This is a genomic window from Nocardioides abyssi, assembly GCF_030412915.1.
Classification (GTDB): Bacteria; Actinomycetota; Actinomycetes; order Propionibacteriales; family Nocardioidaceae; genus Nocardioides; species Nocardioides abyssi.
Genome location: NZ_JAUHJR010000002.1, coordinates 637,048 through 655,701, shown reverse-complemented (window position 1 = coordinate 655,701; position 18,654 = coordinate 637,048). Strand labels below are relative to the sequence as shown.

Sequence of the window (18,654 nt, the reverse complement as noted above, 5' to 3'; positions counted from 1 at the left end):
ACCACCATGACCGAGACCACGACCGAGGTCTGGCCCGGCCAGCCGTACCCGCTGGGTGCGACGTTCGACGGCACCGGCACCAACTTCGCCCTCTTCAGCGAGGCCGCCGAGCGCGTCGAGCTGTGCCTCTTCGACGAGGCCGGCACCGAGACCCGCGTCGAGGTCACCGAGGTCGACGCGTTCGTCTGGCACTGCTACCTGCCGGCCGTCCAGCCGGGCCAGCGCTACGGCTACCGCGTGCACGGCCCCCACGACCCGGCGCAGGGCCTGCGGTGCAACCCCAACAAGCTCCTGCTCGACCCCTACGCCAAGGCCACCAGCGGCGACATCGACTGGGACCAGGCGCTCTTCGGCTACGACTTCGGCGACCCCGACTCGCGCAACGACGACGACTCGGCGGCGCACATGACCAAGGCCGTGGTCATCAACCCGTTCTTCGACTGGGAGGGCGACCGCCCGCTCGGGATCCCCTACAGCGAGAGCTTCATCTACGAGGCGCACGTCAAGGGCCTGACCCAGCTGCACCCGGACGTGCCCGAGGCGCAGCGCGGGACGTACGCCGGCCTGGCGCACCCCGCGGTCACCGAGCACCTGACCAAGCTCGGCGTGACCGCGATCGAGCTGATGCCGGTCCACCAGTTCGTGCAGGACAGCACGCTGCTGGAGAAGGGGCTGCGCAACTACTGGGGCTACAACACCCTCGGCTTCCTCGCCCCGCACGCCGACTACGCCTCGACCGACGAGCCCGGCCAGCAGGTCCAGGAGTTCAAGTCGATGGTCAAGGCGATGCACGCCGCAGGCATCGAGGTGATCCTCGACGTGGTCTACAACCACACTGCCGAGGGCAACCACATGGGCCCGACGCTGAGCTTCCGCGGCATCGACAACCAGGCCTACTACCGCCTCGTCGACGACGACAAGCGCTACTACATGGACTACACCGGCACGGGCAACAGCCTCAACGTCGGCCACCCGCACTCGCTGCAGCTGATCATGGACTCGCTGCGCTACTGGGTGACCGAGATGCACGTCGACGGCTTCCGCTTCGACCTGGCCTCGACGCTGGCGCGCGAGTTCTACGAGGTCGACCGGCTGGCGACGTTCTTCGAGCTCGTCCAGCAGGACCCGGTGGTCTCGCAGGTCAAGCTGATCGCCGAGCCGTGGGACATCGGCCCGGGCGGCTACCAGGTCGGCGGCTTCCCGCCGCAGTGGACCGAGTGGAACGGCGCCTACCGCGACACGGTCCGCGACTTCTGGCGCGGCGAGCCGGCGCTCGGCGAGTTCGCCAGCCGGCTGGCCGGGTCCTCCGACCTCTACGAGCAGTCGGGCCGCCGCCCCTTCGCGAGCATCAACTTCGTCACCGCCCACGACGGCTTCACCCTGCGCGACCTCGTCTCCTACAACGAGAAGCACAACGACGCCAACGGCGAGGACGGCAACGACGGCGAGAGCCACAACCGCTCCTGGAACCACGGCGCCGAGGGCCCCACCGACGACCCGGAGATCCTCACCGCCCGGGCGCGCGAGCAGCGCAACTTCATCACCACGCTGCTGCTGAGCCAGGGCGTGCCGATGCTGCTGCACGGCGACGAGATGAGCCGCACCCAGGACGGCAACAACAACACCTACGCCCAGGACTCCGAGATCGCCTGGATGCACTGGGACCGCGCCGACACCGCGCTGCTGGAGTTCACCGCCGCGATCTCCCAGCTGCGTCGAGACCACCCGACGTTCCGTCGCAAGCGCTTCTTCACCGGCACCGAGGTCCGCACCGGCGACGGCGAGCGGCTCAACGACATCGTGTGGCTGCACCCCGAGGGCCGGCCGATGGAGGACGGTGACTGGGAGGGCGGCCAGCAGGTCATCGGCATGTACCTCAACGGCGACGGCATCGCCGGCAAGGACGAGCGCGGCCAGCGCATCGTCGACGACCACTTCCTGCTCTACTTCAACGCCGACGGGCCGACCGAGGTCACCCTCCCCTCCGACGAGTACGCCGCCGGCTGGGACGTCGTCGTCGACACCGGCCACGACGCCGGGCCGGAGGGCGGGCCGACCGGCCTCGAGCCCGGCTCGACCCTGGCGCTGGAGACCCACAGCCTGGTCGTGCTCCAGCAGCACGCCGCGCCCGAGGCCGAGGTCGACACCTCCGTCGCCGCGTCCGTCGCTGCGCTGATCGAGAGCGGGCAGGAGTGACCGTGGAGGGCAGGCACCGCGACCCCGGACCGGCCGACGGCCAGCGGGTGCCGGTCAGCACCTACCGGCTGCAGGTCAGCGAGGACCTCGACCTGTTCGAGGCGGCCCGCCGGCTGCCGTACCTCCGCGAGCTCGGCGTCGACTGGGTCTACCTCTCCCCGCTGCTCGCGGCCGAGGAGGGAAGCACCCACGGCTACGACGTCGCCACCCACGACCGGATCGACCCGGCCCGTGGCGGCGAGGAGGGCCTGGCCGCGCTGGCGGCCGAGGCCCGGCGGCTCGGGATGGGCGTGCTGGTCGACATCGTGCCCAACCACGTCGGCGTGGCCGCGCCCGCGGAGGACTCCTGGTGGTGGGACGTCCTCAAGCACGGCCGCGAGTCCGAGCACGCGACCGCGTTCGACATCGAGTGGGCCGCCGGTGACGGCCGGATCCGGATCCCGGTCATCGGCGACGACGACCTCGACGAGGCGGGCGTCGTCGCCAACCTCCGCGTGGTCGACACCCCCGACGGCGGCGAGCTGCTCTACCACGACAACCACTACCCGGTGGCGCCCGGCACGTGGTCCGAGGGCGACGACGCAGGCGACGTCCACGCCCGCCAGCACTACGAGCTCGTGCACTGGCAGGTGGCCGACGAGGGGCTGAACTACCGGCGGTTCTTCGCGGTCAACACCCTCGCCGCGGTGCGGGTGGAGGACCCCGAGGTCTTCGCGGAGTCGCACAAGGAGGTGCGGCGCTGGTTCGAGGAGGGGCTGGTCGACGGCCTGCGGGTCGACCACCCCGACGGCCTGCGCGACCCCAAGCGCTACCTCGACGACCTCGCCGAGCTCACCGGCGGCGCCTACGTGATCGTGGAGAAGATCCTCGAGCCCGGCGAGGAGCTGCCCGAGGGCTGGGCGACGGCCGGCACGACGGGGTACGACGTGCTGGCCCACGTCGACCGCGTGCTGACCGATCCCGCGGGCCAGGCGCCGCTCGACGCGCTCGAGGCACGGCTGCGCGGCGGGCCGGTCGACTGGCACGCGATGATCCACGGCACCAAGCGGGAGGTCGCCGACGGCATCCTCAACAGCGAGGTCCGCCGGATCACGCGCGAGGTGCGCCGCATCCTGCCCGCCGGCCCCGACACCACGACCGACCGCGTCGTCGACGCGGTCGCGGAGCTGCTCGCCTGCTTCCCGGTCTACCGCTCCTACCTGCCCGAGGGCCGCGAGCACCTCGACCAGGCCTTCGCGGCCGCGCGCGAGCACCGCCCCGACCTGGCGGCGACCCTCGACGTCCTGCTGCCGGTGCTCAGCGACCCGTGGACGCCGCCGGCCCGCCGCTTCCAGCAGACCAGCGGCATGGTGATGGCCAAGGGCGTCGAGGACTGCGCGTTCTACCGCTACTCCCGGCTCACCTCGCTCAACGAGGTCGGCGGCGACCCGAGCGTCTTCGCACTCGACCCGGCCGACTTCCACGAGCACATGACCGTGCGCCAGGGGCGATGGCCGCACGCGATGACGACGCTGTCGACCCACGACACCAAGCGGGGCGAGGACGTCCGGGCCCGGATCACGGCGTTCGCCGAGGTCCCGGAGCAGTGGGAGCGCACCCTCGACGCGCTGCTCGGGCTCGTGCCGCTGCCCGACCCCGGCTTCGGCTCGCTGCTGTGGCAGGCCGTCGTCGGCGCCTGGCTGCCCAGCGACCCCGACCTGCGCGACCGTCTGCACGGCTACGCCGAGAAGGCGATGCGCGAGGCCGGCGACCGCACCACCTGGACCGACCCGGACGAGGCCTACGAGGCCGCGGTCCACACCGCGGTCGACGCCGCCTTCGACCGCAACGACGTGCGCGCGGTGATCGAGGGCTTCCTGCCCTCGGTGGTCGGCCCCGGCTGGGTCAACGCGCTGTCGGCGAAGCTGCTCTCGATCACGCTCCCCGGCGTCCCCGACGTCTACCAGGGCAGCGAGCTGTGGGAGCAGTCGCTCGTCGACCCCGACAACCGCCGCCCCGTCGACTTCGACGCCCGGCAGTCGCTGCTGGCCCGCGCGGAGTGGTCGCCGGTCGGCGCCACCCTCGACGACCCGGCCACCGCCAAGCTCCGGGTCGTCACCACGGCGCTCACCCTGCGGCGCGAGCGACCCGAGCTGTTCGGGTCGTACGCCGCGGTTCCGGCCACCGGCGCGGCCGCCGACCACGCGCTCGCCTACGACCGCGGCGGCGCGATCACCATCGTGACCCGGCTGCCCGTCGGGCTGGCCGCCCGCGGCGGATGGGGCGACACCGAGCTCGCGCTCCCGCCCGGCCGGTGGCGCGACGCCGTCACCGACCGGCCCGCCTCCGCGCGGCTCACCGACCTGCTCGACACCCACCCCGTGGCCCTGCTCGTCCCGGAGGACTGACATGACCGCCCCCACCCGACGCCCCGCCCGCGGCCCCTTCGACGTCTGGGCGCCCCGGCCGACCCGCCTGCGCCTGGCCCTCGGACCGGCCGACGCCACCGAGGTCGTCGAGATGGTCCGCGGCGAGGACGATTGGTGGACGCCGGCCGAGCCGGTGCCCGCCGGCGGCGAGGTCGACTACGGCTACCTCGTCGACGACCAGGGCGAGGCGGGCACCGTGCTGCCCGACCCGCGCTCGCGCCGGCAGCCGCAGGGCGTCCACGAACGGTCGCGCACCTACGACCCCACGGCGTACTCCTGGGGCGACGGGGCGTGGACCGGCCGCCAGCTGCCCGGGTCGGTGATCTACGAGCTGCACCTCGGGACGTTCACGCCCGAGGGCACGCTCGACGCGGCCATCGGCAAGCTGGAGCACCTGCGCTCGATCGGCGTCGACCTCGTCGAGCTGCTGCCGGTCAACGGCTTCAACGGCACGCACAACTGGGGGTACGACGGCGTCCTGTGGCACACGGTCGCCGAGCAGTACGGCGGCCCGGCGGCGTACCAGCGCTTCGTCGACGCCTGCCACCGGGCCGGGCTCGGCGTCGTGCAGGACGTCGTCTACAACCACCTCGGGCCGAGCGGGAACTACCTGCCCGTCTACGGGCCGTACCTGACCAGCGGCCGCAACACGTGGGGCGACTCGCTCAACCTCGACGACGAGGGGTCGGCCGAGGTGCGCCGCTACATCCTCGACAACGTGGCGATGTGGCTGCGCGACTACCACGTCGACGCGCTGCGGCTCGACGCCGTGCACGCGCTCGAGGACTCCTCGGAGGTGCACCTGCTCGAGGAGATGGCGGTCGAGGTGGCCGCGCTGTCGGCGCACCTGCGGCGGCCGCTCACCCTCATCGCGGAGTCCGACCTCAACGACCCCCGTCTCGTGACGCCGCGGGAGGCGGGTGGCTACGGGCTCGACGCGCAGTGGAGCGACGACTTCCACCACGCCGTCCACGTCGCGCTGACGCGGGAGACGACCGGCTACTACGCCGACTTCGAGCCGCTGTCGGCGTTGGCGAAGGTGTGCGAGAAGGGCTTCTTCCACGACGGCACGTGGTCGTCCTTCCGCGAGGCCGACCACGGCGTGCCGGTCGACACCGAGCACATGCCGACCTGGCGGCTCGTCGTCGCCAACCAGAACCACGACCAGATCGGCAACCGCGCCGTCGGCGACCGGATCGCCGAGGTGCTCGACGACGACCAGCTCGCCTGCGCGGCGCTGCTGACCCTCGCCGGCCCCTTCACCCCGATGCTCTTCCAGGGCGAGGAGTGGGCCGCGTCGACGCCGTTCCAGTTCTTCACCTCCCACCCCGAGCCCGAGCTGGGGAAGGCGACCGCCGAGGGGCGGATCGCGGAGTTCGCCAAGATGGGCTGGGACCCCTCCGTCGTGCCCGACCCGCAGGATCCGGAGACCTTCCACCGCTCCAAGCTCGACTGGACCGAGGTCTCCGAGGGGCGGCACGCGGTGCTGCTCGACGTCTACCGCCGGCTCGCCGAGCTGCGGCGCACGGTCCCCGCGCTGACCGACCCCGCGTTCACCTCGGTCTCCTGCACCGCCGACGAGGCCACCCGCGTCTTCACCATGGCGCGCGCCGGCACGCTGATGGTGGTCAACTTCGGCGACGAGCCTGCCGACCTCACCGTCGACCCCGACCTGGCCGTCCTCTTCGCCACCCCCACCGGCGCCGAGCTGCTCCCCGGCGGCGCGTTGTCGCTGCCGCCGCACGTGGGGGTCCTGCTGGGCTGACCCGGCCTCAGCGGCTGGTCGAGGAGATCGCGCAGCGCCCGGCAGCTGGTTGAGGAGGTCGCGCAGCGCCCGGCGGCTGGTTGAGGAGGGCCGTCAGGCCCGTCTCGAAACCCGCCGCAGCCCGATCTCCGGCGGGTTTCGAGACGGTTCCCAGCGGAACCTCCTCAACCAGCCGGAAGGCCCCAACCAGACGGGTCAGCGCCTGACGAGCACCTCGTCCACCCAGGCGGGGACGAGCTCGCCGGCGCGGCCGTGGCGGGTCTCGTGGAAGAGCGTGGTGACCTCGCTGGCCTGCAGGTTCAGCTCGAGGGTGCGGGCGCCGTACGTCGCTGCCTGCTGCACGAAGCCGGCGGCGGGGTAGACCGCGCCGGAGGTGCCGATCGAGACGAACAGGTCGGCCGACTCGAGCGCGAGGTAGATCCGGTCCATCTCGTAGGGGATCTCGCCGAACCACACCACGTCGGGCCGCAGGTCGGGCGTGCCGCAGCGCGGGCAGGGCGGCAGGTCGGCGAGGTCGCGGTCCCAGCGGGAGCGTCCCCGGCAGGCGCGGCACACCGCGGACAGCAGCTCGCCGTGCATGTGCAGCACGCGGGTGGAGCCGGCGCGCTCGTGCAGGTCGTCGATGTTCTGGGTGACGACGAGCAGGTCGTCGCCGAGCGACTCCTCCAGCCGCGCGAGCGCGTGGTGGGCGGGGTTGGGCGCCACGGCGGTGAGCGCCTTGCGGCGGGCGTCGTAGAAGCGGTGCACCACGAACGGCTGCGCGTCGTACGCCTCGGGCGTGGCGACGTCCTCGACCCGGTGGCCCTCCCACAGCCCGTCGGCGTCGCGGAAGGTGGGCACCCCGCTCTCGGCGGAGATCCCGGCTCCGGTCAGCACGACGACCTTCATGGCGCAACCATCTCCATGCACCGAGTGTGTCACCGATCGCGCCGCGCCGGGGCTCAGCCCACGAGGCGGTACCGGATCCGCACCTGCAACCCGTCCACCCGCTCCACGGTCGCCTCGACCCTGGTGCGCCGGTCGCCGTCCGGCGGCGCGGCCCGGCAGGCCACCGACGCCCCGACCACGCCGGGCAGCTCGGCCTCGCAGACGACCTCGCCCACGACGTACTCGTCGTCGGTCAGCGCCGCCAACACCGTCCGCGCGACCTCGTCGGCCGGCACCACCGGCACGGTCTCGAACGTCGGCCCCTCGTCGGTCTCGCCGGTGACCGTCGCGCGGACCGTCACCACGTCGCGCCGCACCGCCACCCGGCACTCCTGGCTGGCGCCGACCTCGCCGGCCAGTGGCCCGTCGCACCGCACGTCGACGCGCGCACGGCCCGCGGCCGGGTAGAGCGCGGCCACCTCGTCGGCCAGCGCGGCCGCCGACAGCTCACCGGTGGTGGCCTCGCCGCAGCCCGCCAGGCCCCACCCGAGCAGGCCCAGCACCGCGGCGAGAGCTGCGGGGGCTCCGGGGACTCCAGGGACGGGGCGCACGGCGGGTCGGTGCCCGGGTCGGCTCAGTAGTACCAGGGGTAGTCCGACCAGTCCGGGTCGCGCTTCTCCAGGAACTGGTCGCGGCCCTCCTGGGCCTCGTCGGTCATGTAGGCCAGGCGAGTGGTCTCGCCGGCGAAGAGCTGCTGGCCGACCAGGCCGTCGTCGATGGCGTTGAAGGAGTACTTCAGCATCCGCTGCGCCGTCGGGCTCTTGCCGTTGACGATCCGGCCCCACTCCAGCGCCGTGGCCTCGAGCTCGGCGTGCGGGACGGCGCGGTTGACGGTGCCCATCCGCACGCCGTCCTCGGCGGAGTACTCCTGGCCGAGGAAGAAGATCTCGCGGGCGATCTTCTGCCCGACCTGGCGGGCCAGGTACGCCGACCCGAACCCGCCGTCGAACGACCCGACGTCGGCGTCGGTCTGCTTGAACCGCGCCTCCTCGGCGCTGGCCAGCGTCAGGTCGCACACCACGTGCAGGCTGTGGCCGCCGCCGGCCGTCCAGCCGGGGACGACGCAGATGACGATCTTCGGCATGAACCGGATCAGCCGCTGCACCTCGAGGATGTGCAACCTCGCGAGGCGGGCCTTGTCCACGGTGACCACGGCGTCGCCGCCCTCGACCCCGTCGGCCTTCTCGTACTGATACCCGGCGCGACCGCGGATCCGCTGGTCGCCGCCGGTGCAGAACGCCCACTTGCCGTGCCGCTCGCCGGGACCGTTGCCGGTGAGCAGCACGCAGCCGACGTCGCTGGTGGTCCGGGCGTGCTCGAGGACGCGCAGCAGCTCGTCGACGGTGTGCGGCCGGAACGCGTTGAGCACGTCGGGGCGGTCGAACGCGACGCGCACCGTGCCGTGCGCCTTCGCGCGGTGGTAGGTCAGGTCGGTCAGGTCCTCGAAGCCCGGGACGACGTCCCACAGCTCGGCGTCGAAGATCTCCGACACCCCGTCGATCGCGCTCATGGCGACCGACCCTAGCCGCGGCGCGCCGACGCCGAGGAAGAGGATCGGGCCGGAATGGGTTCCGGTAGGTCATGGACCTCTTGGACGGTGAGTACGAGCCCAGCCCCAGCGAGTGGGTGCGCAACCAGGTCGAGACCTACGAGCGCACCGGCGGACGCGAGGCACACACGCTGATGGACAAGCCGGAGTGGCCGATCGTGGTGATCACCTCGAAGGGCGCGAAGTCCGGCAAGCTGCGCAAGAACCCGGTGATGCGCGTCGAGCACGAGGGCGTGTACGCCGCGGTCGCGTCGAAGGGCGGCGACCCGGAGCACCCCAGCTGGTACGCCAACTTCGTCGCCCACCCCGTCGTGCAGCTCCAGGACGGCCCCGAGCCGGCCCTCTACCGCGCCCGGGTCGCCACCGGCGCCGAGCGCGTGGAGTGGTGGGACCGGTGCGTAGCCCAGTACGCGCCGTACGCGGAGTACCAGGAGAAGACCGACCGCGAGATCCCCGTCTTCCTCCTCGAGCGCGTCGAGGACTGAGTCCGACTGCCCCGGCCCGTCGGTCGGGGTAGTAACGGTCAGGAACGTCCGTGACTATCCCGCTGGGGGACGAATTCGTCCGTTACTACCCCGGCAGCGGGCCGAGCGGCGGGGGTGGGGGGCGGGGTTCAGTCGACCCGGGCGATGGTCTGGGCGAGCCCGACGAGGTGGTCGAGCCGGGCCAGCTCGGAGTCGAGGAACTCCGGCCCGCCGCGGCGGCCGATCACGATGATCTCGTTGCCGTCGAGGCGGGTGGCGGCGTAGATCGTCACCTCGTCGCCCTCGACCTCGAGCCGCTCGGTGTGGTCGATCTCCACGAACGGCAGCTCGTCGGGCGCGGCCTCGGTGCGGTGCCGGGTGCCGTGGGCGCGGTGCACACGCGCGGCCCAGTCGGCGCGGAAGGTGACCGGCAGCAGGTCGACGCACCGGTCGACGGCCTGGGCGGGGTTGGCGGTCAGCTCCTCCACGGCCTCGAGGTCGAGCACGAGGTTGCCCCCGGCGGCGTACCGGCTGATCCACACGACGCTGACGCCCTCGATCGAGTTGCAGGCCGAGACCACGGAGTCGGGCATCGCGCCGCCGGACATCTCGAGCAGGACGTCGTCCAGGGCGGTGCCGTCGTGCCGCTTCTCGACGATCTCGATGGCCTCGATGTCACCGCCGGCCTCACCGATCGCGGTCGCCAGCCGCCCCAGCGAACCAGGGACGTCGGGGAGCTCGACGCGCAGCAGGAAGGGCATGTCTTGACACTAGTGGGCCGAGATGACGGCTGGATCTCGTCGTGTCAGGTCGCGGACCCGGCGCCACGGGCCGCCAGGAGGCGCTGCCGCAGGCCGGTGGCGCGCTGCGCCCGGGTCTCCACGGCCGCCCGGACCGCGGCCTCAGAACCGACGACGCGCACGTGGTCCTGGGCCCGAGTGACCGCGGTGTAGAACAGCTCGCGGCTCAGCAGCCGCGACCCCTCCTCCGGCAGCAGCACGGTCACCCGCCGGGCCTGGCTGCCCTGGCTCTTGTGGATGGTCATCGCGTGCATGGTCTCCACGGCGTCGAGCCGGCCGGGGGCGAAGTCCTGCAGCCCGCGCGAGCCCGCGATCCACGCCCGGGCGCGGCCGTCCGCGCCGAGCACGACCGCACCGGTCTCGCCGTTGTAGACCTCGAGCGCGTGGTCGTTGGTGGTGACGAGCAGCGGCCGGCCGACGTACCACTCCTGGCGCAGGTCGACGCCGAGCTCCTCGCCGAGCCACTGCTCGACGTGGCGGTTCCACAGCCGCACGCCGTAGGGGCCCTCGCGGTGCGCGCAGAGCAGGCGGTGCTCGTCCAGGGCGCGTACGGCGCCGACGGGGTCGCCCTGCTCGGCGGCCCGCCGGACGGCGAGCGCCGAGGCGAGCGTGTCGTCGTGCAGCACGGCCGCCGGGTCGTCGGTCTCGACGTACTCGACCTGGCTCGACGGCGCCCGCAGCGCGGCGAGCACCTCGTCGGCGGTGCCGGTGCGCAGCGCCTCGGCGAGGGTCTTGATGTCGGCGCGGGAGCGGTAGTTCTCGGTCAGCGAGACCACCGGCGAGGCCGGGTCGCCCTCGTGGCCGGCGACCAGGTCGGAGAGGACCGCGCCGGCGCCGACCGAGGTCAGCTGGCGCGGGTCGCCGACGAGCAGCAGCCGCGCCTGGGGCCGGACCGCCTCGAGCAGGCGCGCCATGAGGGTGAGCTCGACCATCGAGGACTCGTCGACGACGACCACGTCGTGGGTGAGCCGGTTGGTCCGGTCGTGCCGGAAGCGGGTCGCGTTGTCGGCGCGCCAGCCGAGCAGCCGGTGCAGCGTCATCGACTCGACCGAGAGCCGGTCGCGGTCCTCCTCCGGCAGGCCGGCCAGCTCGGCGTCGACCGCCTCCTGCAGCCGAGCGGCGGCCTTGCCGGTCGGTGCGCTGAGCGCGACCGAGAGCCGGCGCCCGGCGGCACCCGGCGCCGCCTGGGCGGCGAGGACGGCCGCCTGGTCGGCGAGCACCGCGAGGATCCGCGCGACCGTGGTCGTCTTGCCGGTGCCGGGGCCGCCGGTGAGCACGGTGGTCCACTGCCGGGCGCTGCGCTCGGCGGCCTCGCGCTGCTGGTCGTTGAGCCGGCCGCCGACCCGGGCCAGCGCCGCGGTGAGCGCCGCCTCGTCGACCGGCGGCGGCTCCTGGCGGGTGCGGGCCACGAGGTCGGCGCACACCTGCTGCTCCAGGCGGGCGTAGCGGTCGAGGTAGACCAGGCCGTGCTCGACGCGCAGCGCGCCCAGCTCGACCAGCCGCGAGCCCTCGACGGCCGCCAGCCAGGTGACCGGGTCGGGCCAGGTGAGCTCGGGCGCGACGTCCGGCACGGTCGCCAGGTCGACGGCGACCGACCCGTGCCGCACGGCCCGCACGGCGAGCGCCAGCGCCAGCAGCACCTCGTCGTCGGCACCGCCGGCGAGGTCGGCGACCCGGTCGGCGACGTGCAGGTCGCCGGCCTCGAGCAGGCCGGCCCGGTTGAGGTCGGCGAGCGTCCCGGTCGCGCTCAGGGCGAGCCGGTGGTCGTGGTCGCCGACCGGCTCGAACAGCTCGGTCATGCGCCCACCGCCCCGGCCACGCGTCCGTCGAGCAGGTCGGAGAGCTCCTCGACCAGCGCCACGGGCGGGCGCCAGGTGAAGACGCCGCACGGCTGCCCGTCGACCACCGGCGTGGCCGGGCCGCACATGCCCCGCAGGTAGAGGTAGAGCACGCCGCCGAGGTGCACCTCGGGGTCGTAGCCCGGCTGGCGCCAGCGCAGGAACCGGTGCAGCACGGCGGCGTAGAGCAGGGCCTGCAGCGGGTAGTCGGAGTGGCCCATCGCCGCGTCCAGCGCCTCGGGGCGGTAGGCGTGGGCGGTCAGCGGCTCGTCGACCGGACCGAGCCAGTTGGTCTTGTAGTCGACGACCACGTAGCGCGGACGGTCCTGCTCGTCGCGCAGCCGCAGCACCACGTCGACCGAGCCGGTGAGGTAGCCGCGCAGGCTCTGCCCGCCCAGGGCCGGCTGGTCGAGCCGCTCGGCGTAGCCGCGGACCGGGTCGCCGTCGGGCAGGTGCCGGCGCAGCAGCGGTGCCAGGTCCCCCAGGCGCGCCTCCCGACCGGCGGGGCCGGCGAGGTCGCCGCCGGAGAGCGGCAGCTCGAACTCCATCTCCCGCAGCCGGTCGCGCAGCGGCACCCCGCGCAGGGTCGTCGGCACGACGGTGCCGCCCACGGAGCCGAGCGGGGAGTCGCAGACGGCGACCAGCGCGTCGGCCAGCTCGTCGGGGTCGACGGGCACCGGCCAGCGGACCAGCTGCTCGCGGACGTGCCCGAGCAGCTCGGCGCGCAGGTCCGGGGCGTCGGGGTCGGTGTGCTCCAGCACCGCGTGGACGAGCGACCCGAACGTCGCCCCGACCGGCAGCGCGGCCATCGGGGACGGCACGGACTGCTCCGCGGGGACGGGCGCCGGGACCGGGACGTCCGGCTCGTCCTCCTTGGCGACCGTCTCGGGCTCGCTGGCCACGCCGCCCGCTCCGGGGGCGACGACGTCGACGCGGGTGAGGGCGGAGTACGACGTGCGGCGCCACGCGACGTCGACGTCCCGGTCGAACCGGCGCACGGCCAGGGCGGGCGGCGCCGGTCGCACCGGGTCGGCCCCGGGGTCGGCGTGCTCCGCCGGCTCGACGGTCGGCCCACCGGCGGCCTGCCACCGGGAGAGGAACTCGGCGGCCTCGTCGTCGCTCAGGGTGCGGAACTCGGTGGGCACCTCGGCCATCCCGGGCCGGCGGCCCAGCAGCATCCGGTGCAGCGGGGAGCACGGGGTGTTGCGGGTCGGCGCCCACCAGGCGACGACCTGCGAGCGGGCGCGGGTGAGGGCGACGTACAGCAGGCGGAGGTGCTCGGCGGCCTCCTCCTCCGACCAGCGCCGGACGTGGTCGGACCAGTCGTCGCCGCCCGGTCCGGCGACGGCGAGGCAGCGGGTGCCCGCGGCGTCGTGGAAGAGCGGGGTGGACGGCTTGGGGACGTTGCGGTCGGCGAGGGCGGGCAGGTAGACGACGGGGTACTCCAGGCCCTTGCTCGCGTGGATCGTCACCAGCTGCACCGCGGCGGCGTCGGAGTCGAGCCGACGGGTGCGCTCGGTGCCGCGGCCCTCCTGGGCGTCGGCGACCTGGCCGCGCAGCCAGGTGAGCATGGCGACCAGCCCGAACCGCTCGGTGAGCGCGACCTCGTGGAGCGCCTCGCCGATGTGGCGCAGGTCGGTCAGCCGGCGCTCGCCGCCGACCTCCGCGAGCACGCGGGCGGGCAGGCCGGCGACGGTGGCGGCCTCGAGCACGGCCGCCACGCCGCGCCGGGTGAACACCTCGACCCACGAGCGCAGCGTGTCGGCGACCTCGTCGGTCAGCCGGTCTCCGCCGGCGTCGAGCTCGGCCGCGGTGTGGCCGAGGAAGCAGGTCAGCGCGGCCGTGCGCACGCGGGTGCTGCGGTGCGGCTGCTCGAGCGCCTCGAGCAGCTCGAGCCACTCGGTCGCCGCGGGGGTCGCGAAGACGCTGCCGCCGCCGGCGATCACCGCGGGCACGCCGACCTCGTGGAGGGCGGCGCGGCAGGCGGCCAGGTCGGCGTGGCGGTAGGCGATCACCGCGACGTCGCGCGGCTCCAGCGGCCGGCCGTCGAAGGTCGCCCCGGACGCCAGCAGCCGGCGGACATCGAGCGCGAGGTCGCGGGCGACGTGGGGGCGGACCTGGGCGACGTACAACGGGCCCGAGCCGCGCCGGCCCAGGTGGTCGCGGCGCACGACCCGCAGCCGGAACGGTGCGGTGCTCGGCGCCCCCGCCAGGCGCGAGCCGTCGTGGTGGTGGGTCACGTCGTGCACCACGATCCGCGGGTCGCCCAGCTCGGCGCCGCGGAGCACGGTCTGGAAGGAGTCGAGCAGGCGCTCGTCGCTGCGCCAGTTGACCGGGAGCGTCTTGGTCGTCGTGGCGGTGGCCGCCGCCTGGAGGTACGTCGTGACGTCGCCGCCGCGGAAGGCGTAGATCGCCTGCTTGGGGTCGCCGATGAGCACCATGGTGGCGTGGCCGGTGAACGCCCGGTCCAGGACCTGCCACTGCACCGGGTCGGTGTCCTGGAACTCGTCGACCAGCACGATGCTCCAGCGCTGCCGCATCCGCGCCCGGGCCGGTGCGTCCGGGTGCTCGAGCGCGCCGGCGAGCTGCTCGAGCAGGTCGTCGTAGGAGAGCACGCCGAGCCGGCGCTTGCGGCGGTCCATCTCGGCGCGCACGGCGTGGGCGAAGGCGACCCGCCGGCCGGCGGGGGTGGAGCGGTCCTGGTGGGCCGGCTCCAGCCGCGCCTGGGGGTCGCCCACCACGGTGCGCGCGATGCCCATTGCCTCGGCCCGGCTGAAGGCCGGGTCGGTGCCAGCGAAGGCGAACGCCCGCAGGTAGAGGTCGTCGACGACCTCGGTCAGCAGCTCGTCGAGGTCCTCGACCAGCCGCGCGCGGGCGTCGGTGTCGCCCGCGACGCCCAGCGAGCCGAGCACCATCGAGCAGAACTGGTGGGTCGTCGCGATGGTCGCGCCGTCGAACCCGGCCAGCGCCTCGGTCACCCGCCGGTGCCGCAGCGCCCGCTCGGCCGCGTCGCAGTCCAGCAGCAGGTCCAGCAGCGCCGACGGCTCGGTGGGCGCCAGGGTCGGGTCGTCGGACAGCGCACGCTCGGCCTCGACCAGCTGGCCTCGCACCCGCTCGCGCAGCTCCTGGCTGGCCGCGCGGCCGAACGTCACGACGAGCATCCGCTCCAGGGAGCAGACCCCCTCGGCGACGTACCGCGTGACGAGCGCGCCGATCGTCCAGGTCTTGCCCGTGCCGGCGCTCGCCTCGAGCAGCGTGGTGCCGGTCGGCAGCGGGTCGCGGATGTCGAAGGCGGTCGGGCCGGTGGTCGGGCCGGCGGTCGGGCCGGTGTTCGGGTCGGTCGTCGGGGTCGTCACAGCGCGGCCACCTTCTCCCCCAGGGTGAGGACGGGCTCCCACACCGTCCAGGCGTACGTCGCCAGGCCGGCGTCGAGCAGGTCCGACAGCGGGGCGCGCTCGCCCCACACGCGCACGTGGTGCGGGTCGGCGTCCTCGCGCTCGATGCCCCAGCTGCCGCCGGTGTCGGTGCGCCACTCCCGCTCGGCGGCCTGCGCCGGGGAGCGGTCGTTGCCCATGAGCTCCAGCAGCCGGGCCTCGGCCCAGGCGTGGGCGGTCAGCACCGGCATGGGCAGCGGCCGGGTCAGCCCGAGGTCGCGCAGCTCGACCAGCTCACGGAGCCAGTCGACGGCCCGGTGGTCGAGCGGGCCGGCCAGGGCGCGCTTGGGCCCGGCCTTGTCCCGGCCGACCGCGTGGGCGGTCCAGTGCTGGTCGGGGCGACCGGCGCTCAGCGCGAGCAGGTCGACCCAGGAGGCGAGCCGCTGCTTGGCCTTGAGCCGGGAGTAGCTGAGCGAGACCACCCGGGTGCCGTGCACCCGCTGGACGACCCCGCTGAGCCGTCGCCCGTCGCCGAGCGGCACGTCGACGTCGATGCTGCGGGCGGCGCCGCCCCGCAGCTCGGCGGTGCGGTTCCAGAGCTTCTCGGACTCCTCGGCGACCTCGACCAGCTTCTGGTGGCCGAGCCGGCCCGGCGGGAGGGAGCCGCGCAGCTGCTCGGCGGTCATCACCGAGGTGGCGTCCTGCCCGGCGAGCAGCTCGCCGAGCAGCCGGTCGCCGACCTCCCACGAGCGCAGCCCGTCGAGGTCGACCGGGATGCCGTCGCTGACCTCCTCGGCCGAGCGGGGCGAGCCGACGTCGAGCCGGCGGCGCAGGAAGGTGCGGGCCGGGTGGCGCAGGAAGTCGTGCAGGTCGGCGAGGGCGACGTCCTCGGTGTCGCGCTCGGCCAGCGGCGCGGCGATGAACACCGGGCGCGGGTGCCGCTCGCCGACGGCGGCGCGGGCGCCGGCGAGGGCCGGCTCGTCGAAGGCGAAGGGCCCGGGCACGCCGAGCGCTCCGTCGGCGAAGCCACGCACGTCGTAGGGCTGCAGCGGGTGGCGGACGAGCACCTGCTCGCGCACCGGTGCCGCCGCCGTCCGGTCCAGGGCGTCGAGCACCTCGCCCAGCGGCACCGCCGGCGGGCGGGCGGCGCCCGAGTGCTCGTTGGCGCCGGTGTAGGTGACCACCAGGGTCTCGGTCGTCGCCATGACCGCGTCGAGCAGGAGCTGTCGGTCCTCGCTGCGGGGGTCGCGCTCGCCGGTGAGCGGCCGGCGGGCGAGCACGTCGTCCCCGTCGACCGTGGCGTTGCGCGGGAAGACGCCGTCGTCGAGGCCGACCAGGCAGACCACGCGGTGCGGCACCGACCGCATCGGCACCATCGTGCAGACCGTCAGCGTGCCGGTGCGGAAGTTCGCCCGGGTCGGTCGACCGGCCAGCCGGGATTCCAGCAGCGCGCGCACGTCGGCCAGCCGCAGCGGCACGTCGGCGCCGGCGCCCGCCGACTCCACGGCCCGGGCCAGCTCGCGCTCGAGCTGCGGCAGCTGCCAGGCGTCCTCGACGGGCACGTCGGTCAGCGCGCGGACCCCGTCGTGGAGCGCGGTCATCCACTCCCCCACCTGGACGGCCGCCTCGAGGCCCCGCAGGCACTCCTCCAGCCGGGCCATCAGCTCGGCGAACCGGCCCACGAGGTCGATGTCGCTGCTTCCGACGTCGTCCAGCGGCAGCCCGCGCCCGAGGTGGCGGTGGTCGTCGCCGCTCATCACCACGCCCAGCAGCAGCCGGTCGAGGCCGGCGCGCCAGGTGTTGTGCTCGAAGCCGTCCATCGCGAAGCCCGCCCGGCCCGCGGCGTCCAGGCCCCAGCGGATGCCCGCGTCACCGACCCAGCGGGTGACCCGGGCCAGCTCGTCGTCGGTCAGCCGGAAGCGCGCCCGCACGGGCTCGGCCGCCATCAGGTCGATGACCTCGCTGGCCCGCACCCGGCCGCCGGCGAGCTCCACGACCCGCGCGGCGACCGCGAGCAGCGGGTTGGTGCTCGTGAGCGCCCGGTCGGCCAGCCGCACGCGGAGCCGGTGGGCCGGGTGGCCCCGGTCGTCGGGGACGACGTCGGCCAGGCCGAAGCCGGCGGAGACCAGCGGGGCGTAGGTCTCGATGTCGGGGCACATCACGAGGATGTCCCGCGGCTCGAGGGTCGGGTCGTCGGCGAGCAGCCCGACGAGCACCTCCCGCAGCACGTCGACCTGCCGGGCCGGGCCGTGGCAGGCGTGCACCTGCACGCTGCGGTCCCCCGCGTCGAGCCGGCGCCCGGCCCGGGTCGCGGCGTCCGGCGCGGCGTTGGCGCGCAGGTCGTGCTGGAGCCAGCCGAGCAGCGTCGCGGCCTCCCCGGCGCGGGGGTCCTCCCCGGCGTCGGCGACCTGGTGCTCCTCCGCGGGGGCGGGCGCGAGCGTGCGGCGCAGCTCGCGGGTGTCGCGGCCGAGCGAGGCCAGCAGCGGGTGGCCGACCCGGGCGGTGGTGTCGTCGTCGGCGCGGACGACCGGGCCGACGACGTCGGCCAGCGTCCGCCACAGCCCCGGCGACGGCTGGGGCAGCCACAGGTGCACGTCGCGGCTCGACCCCAGCGCGGCGAGCAGCTCGACCTCGGTGACCGGGAGGCGGGTGTGGCCGAAGAGCGAGAGGCGGTCGGGCAGGTCGAGCCCGCGGCCGCCGTCACGCAGCGCGGCCAGCGTGTGCTCGTGCCGGACGTCGGGCGGGTCGACCGGCACCCGGTCGAGCAGCCGGCGCCAGAGCTCGGCCTGCCAGCGCAGGTCCTCGTCGAGCGGGGCGCCCGCGCCGTCGGTGTCGCGCCCCTGCCGCCAGTCGGCGACCAGCGACGGCCGCTGCACGGCGTACGACGCGTAGAGCCCGGCCAGCCGGCGCGCCACCGACCAGCGGCGGTTGCGGCGCAGGGCGGCCTCCTCGCCCTCCAGCCCGTGGCCGAGGTGGGTGGCCAGCGTCGCGCACCACGGCTCGTCGAGGCTGTCGTCGATGACGCCGAGCAGCGGCCAGACGAGCCGGTCGGGGTCCCACGCGTCGTCGCGGTCGCGGTCGAGCAGCAGCCCGACCAGCGAGCGGGGGCTCAGGAAGCGCACCCCCGCGCAGACCCCGTCGGAGGCACCCGGCGAGGTGCCCAGCCGGTGGGAGAGCCGCTGGGTGAGCCAGCGCTCGACGCCCTTGGCCGGGACGGCCACGACCTCCTCCGCGAACGGGTCCGCCAGCGGCTGCGACAGCAGCTCGCCGAGGGCGTCGGCGAGCTGGTCGGTCCGCGGGGCGGAGTGGAGGTGGAGAGGCACGCGGCGCAGC

11 protein-coding genes are annotated in these 18,654 nt (G+C 74.6%); 4 read left to right on the top strand and 7 right to left on the bottom strand.

Going from position 1 to position 18,654, the window contains the following annotated elements; all coding sequences use genetic code 11:
* Positions 1–6: 6 nt before the first annotated feature.
* From glgX to treZ, 3 genes are read left to right on the top strand one after another with little or no spacing between them, the layout of a single operon-like run.
* Positions 7–2,196: a glycogen debranching protein GlgX gene (gene glgX / locus QWY29_RS08220; protein WP_300960230.1), complete on the top strand. Its 2,190-nt coding sequence runs from the start codon at positions 7–9 to the stop codon at positions 2,194–2,196.
* Positions 2,197–2,198: 2 nt separating this feature from the next.
* Complete coding sequence (treY, locus tag QWY29_RS08215; RefSeq protein ID WP_300960229.1) at positions 2,199–4,583, top strand: malto-oligosyltrehalose synthase; 2,385 nt, start codon at positions 2,199–2,201, stop codon at positions 4,581–4,583.
* Position 4,584: 1 nt separating this feature from the next.
* Complete coding sequence (treZ, locus tag QWY29_RS08210; protein ID WP_300960228.1) at positions 4,585–6,369, top strand: malto-oligosyltrehalose trehalohydrolase; 1,785 nt, start codon at positions 4,585–4,587, stop codon at positions 6,367–6,369.
* A 195-nt stretch (positions 6,370–6,564) separates the two neighbouring features.
* Here the strand turns inward: treZ and QWY29_RS08205 are convergent, their stop codons facing one another.
* The 3 genes from QWY29_RS08205 to QWY29_RS08195 are packed head-to-tail and all read right to left on the bottom strand — an operon-like array spanning position 6,565 to position 8,806.
* A complete protein-coding gene (locus QWY29_RS08205) occupies positions 6,565–7,257 on the bottom strand; it encodes an NAD-dependent deacylase (RefSeq protein WP_300960227.1) in 693 nt (230 codons plus the stop codon).
* Positions 7,258–7,310: 53 nt separating this feature from the next.
* Positions 7,311–7,847, bottom strand: coding sequence for a DUF4333 domain-containing protein (locus QWY29_RS08200; RefSeq protein WP_300960226.1), 537 nt, complete (start codon positions 7,845–7,847; stop codon positions 7,311–7,313).
* A 23-nt stretch (positions 7,848–7,870) separates the two neighbouring features.
* Positions 7,871–8,806 (bottom strand): 1,4-dihydroxy-2-naphthoyl-CoA synthase, encoded by a 936-nt coding sequence (locus QWY29_RS08195; RefSeq protein ID WP_300960225.1) that lies wholly within the window; start codon positions 8,804–8,806, stop codon positions 7,871–7,873.
* 71 nt (positions 8,807–8,877) lie between these two features.
* On the opposite strand from QWY29_RS08195, the gene QWY29_RS08190 reads away from it, so the two are divergent.
* The gene (locus QWY29_RS08190) at positions 8,878–9,330 is read left to right on the top strand and encodes a nitroreductase family deazaflavin-dependent oxidoreductase (RefSeq protein ID WP_300960224.1); all 453 of its coding nucleotides are present in this window, start codon (positions 8,878–8,880) and stop codon (positions 9,328–9,330) included.
* A 128-nt stretch (positions 9,331–9,458) separates the two neighbouring features.
* Here QWY29_RS08190 and QWY29_RS08185 read toward each other — a convergent pair whose 3' ends face one another.
* Genes QWY29_RS08185 through recC form a run of 4 tightly spaced genes read right to left on the bottom strand, consistent with a single transcriptional unit; the run spans position 9,459 to position 18,644 of the window.
* Entirely contained in the window at positions 9,459–10,070 is a 612-nt protein-coding gene (locus QWY29_RS08185; protein WP_300960223.1) for an ACT domain-containing protein, read from the bottom strand.
* A gap of 44 nt (positions 10,071–10,114) precedes the next feature.
* Complete coding sequence (gene recD / locus QWY29_RS08180) at positions 10,115–11,908, bottom strand: exodeoxyribonuclease V subunit alpha (RefSeq protein WP_300960222.1); 1,794 nt, start codon at positions 11,906–11,908, stop codon at positions 10,115–10,117.
* Positions 11,905–15,303: a UvrD-helicase domain-containing protein gene (locus QWY29_RS08175; RefSeq protein WP_300960221.1), complete on the bottom strand. Its 3,399-nt coding sequence runs from the start codon at positions 15,301–15,303 to the stop codon at positions 11,905–11,907. The genes recD and QWY29_RS08175 overlap by 4 nt, the downstream gene beginning before the upstream one ends.
* Positions 15,300–18,644, bottom strand: coding sequence for an exodeoxyribonuclease V subunit gamma (gene recC, locus QWY29_RS08170; RefSeq protein ID WP_300960220.1), 3,345 nt, complete (start codon positions 18,642–18,644; stop codon positions 15,300–15,302). The genes QWY29_RS08175 and recC overlap by 4 nt, the downstream gene beginning before the upstream one ends.
* Between the last annotated feature and the right edge of the window lie 10 nt (positions 18,645–18,654).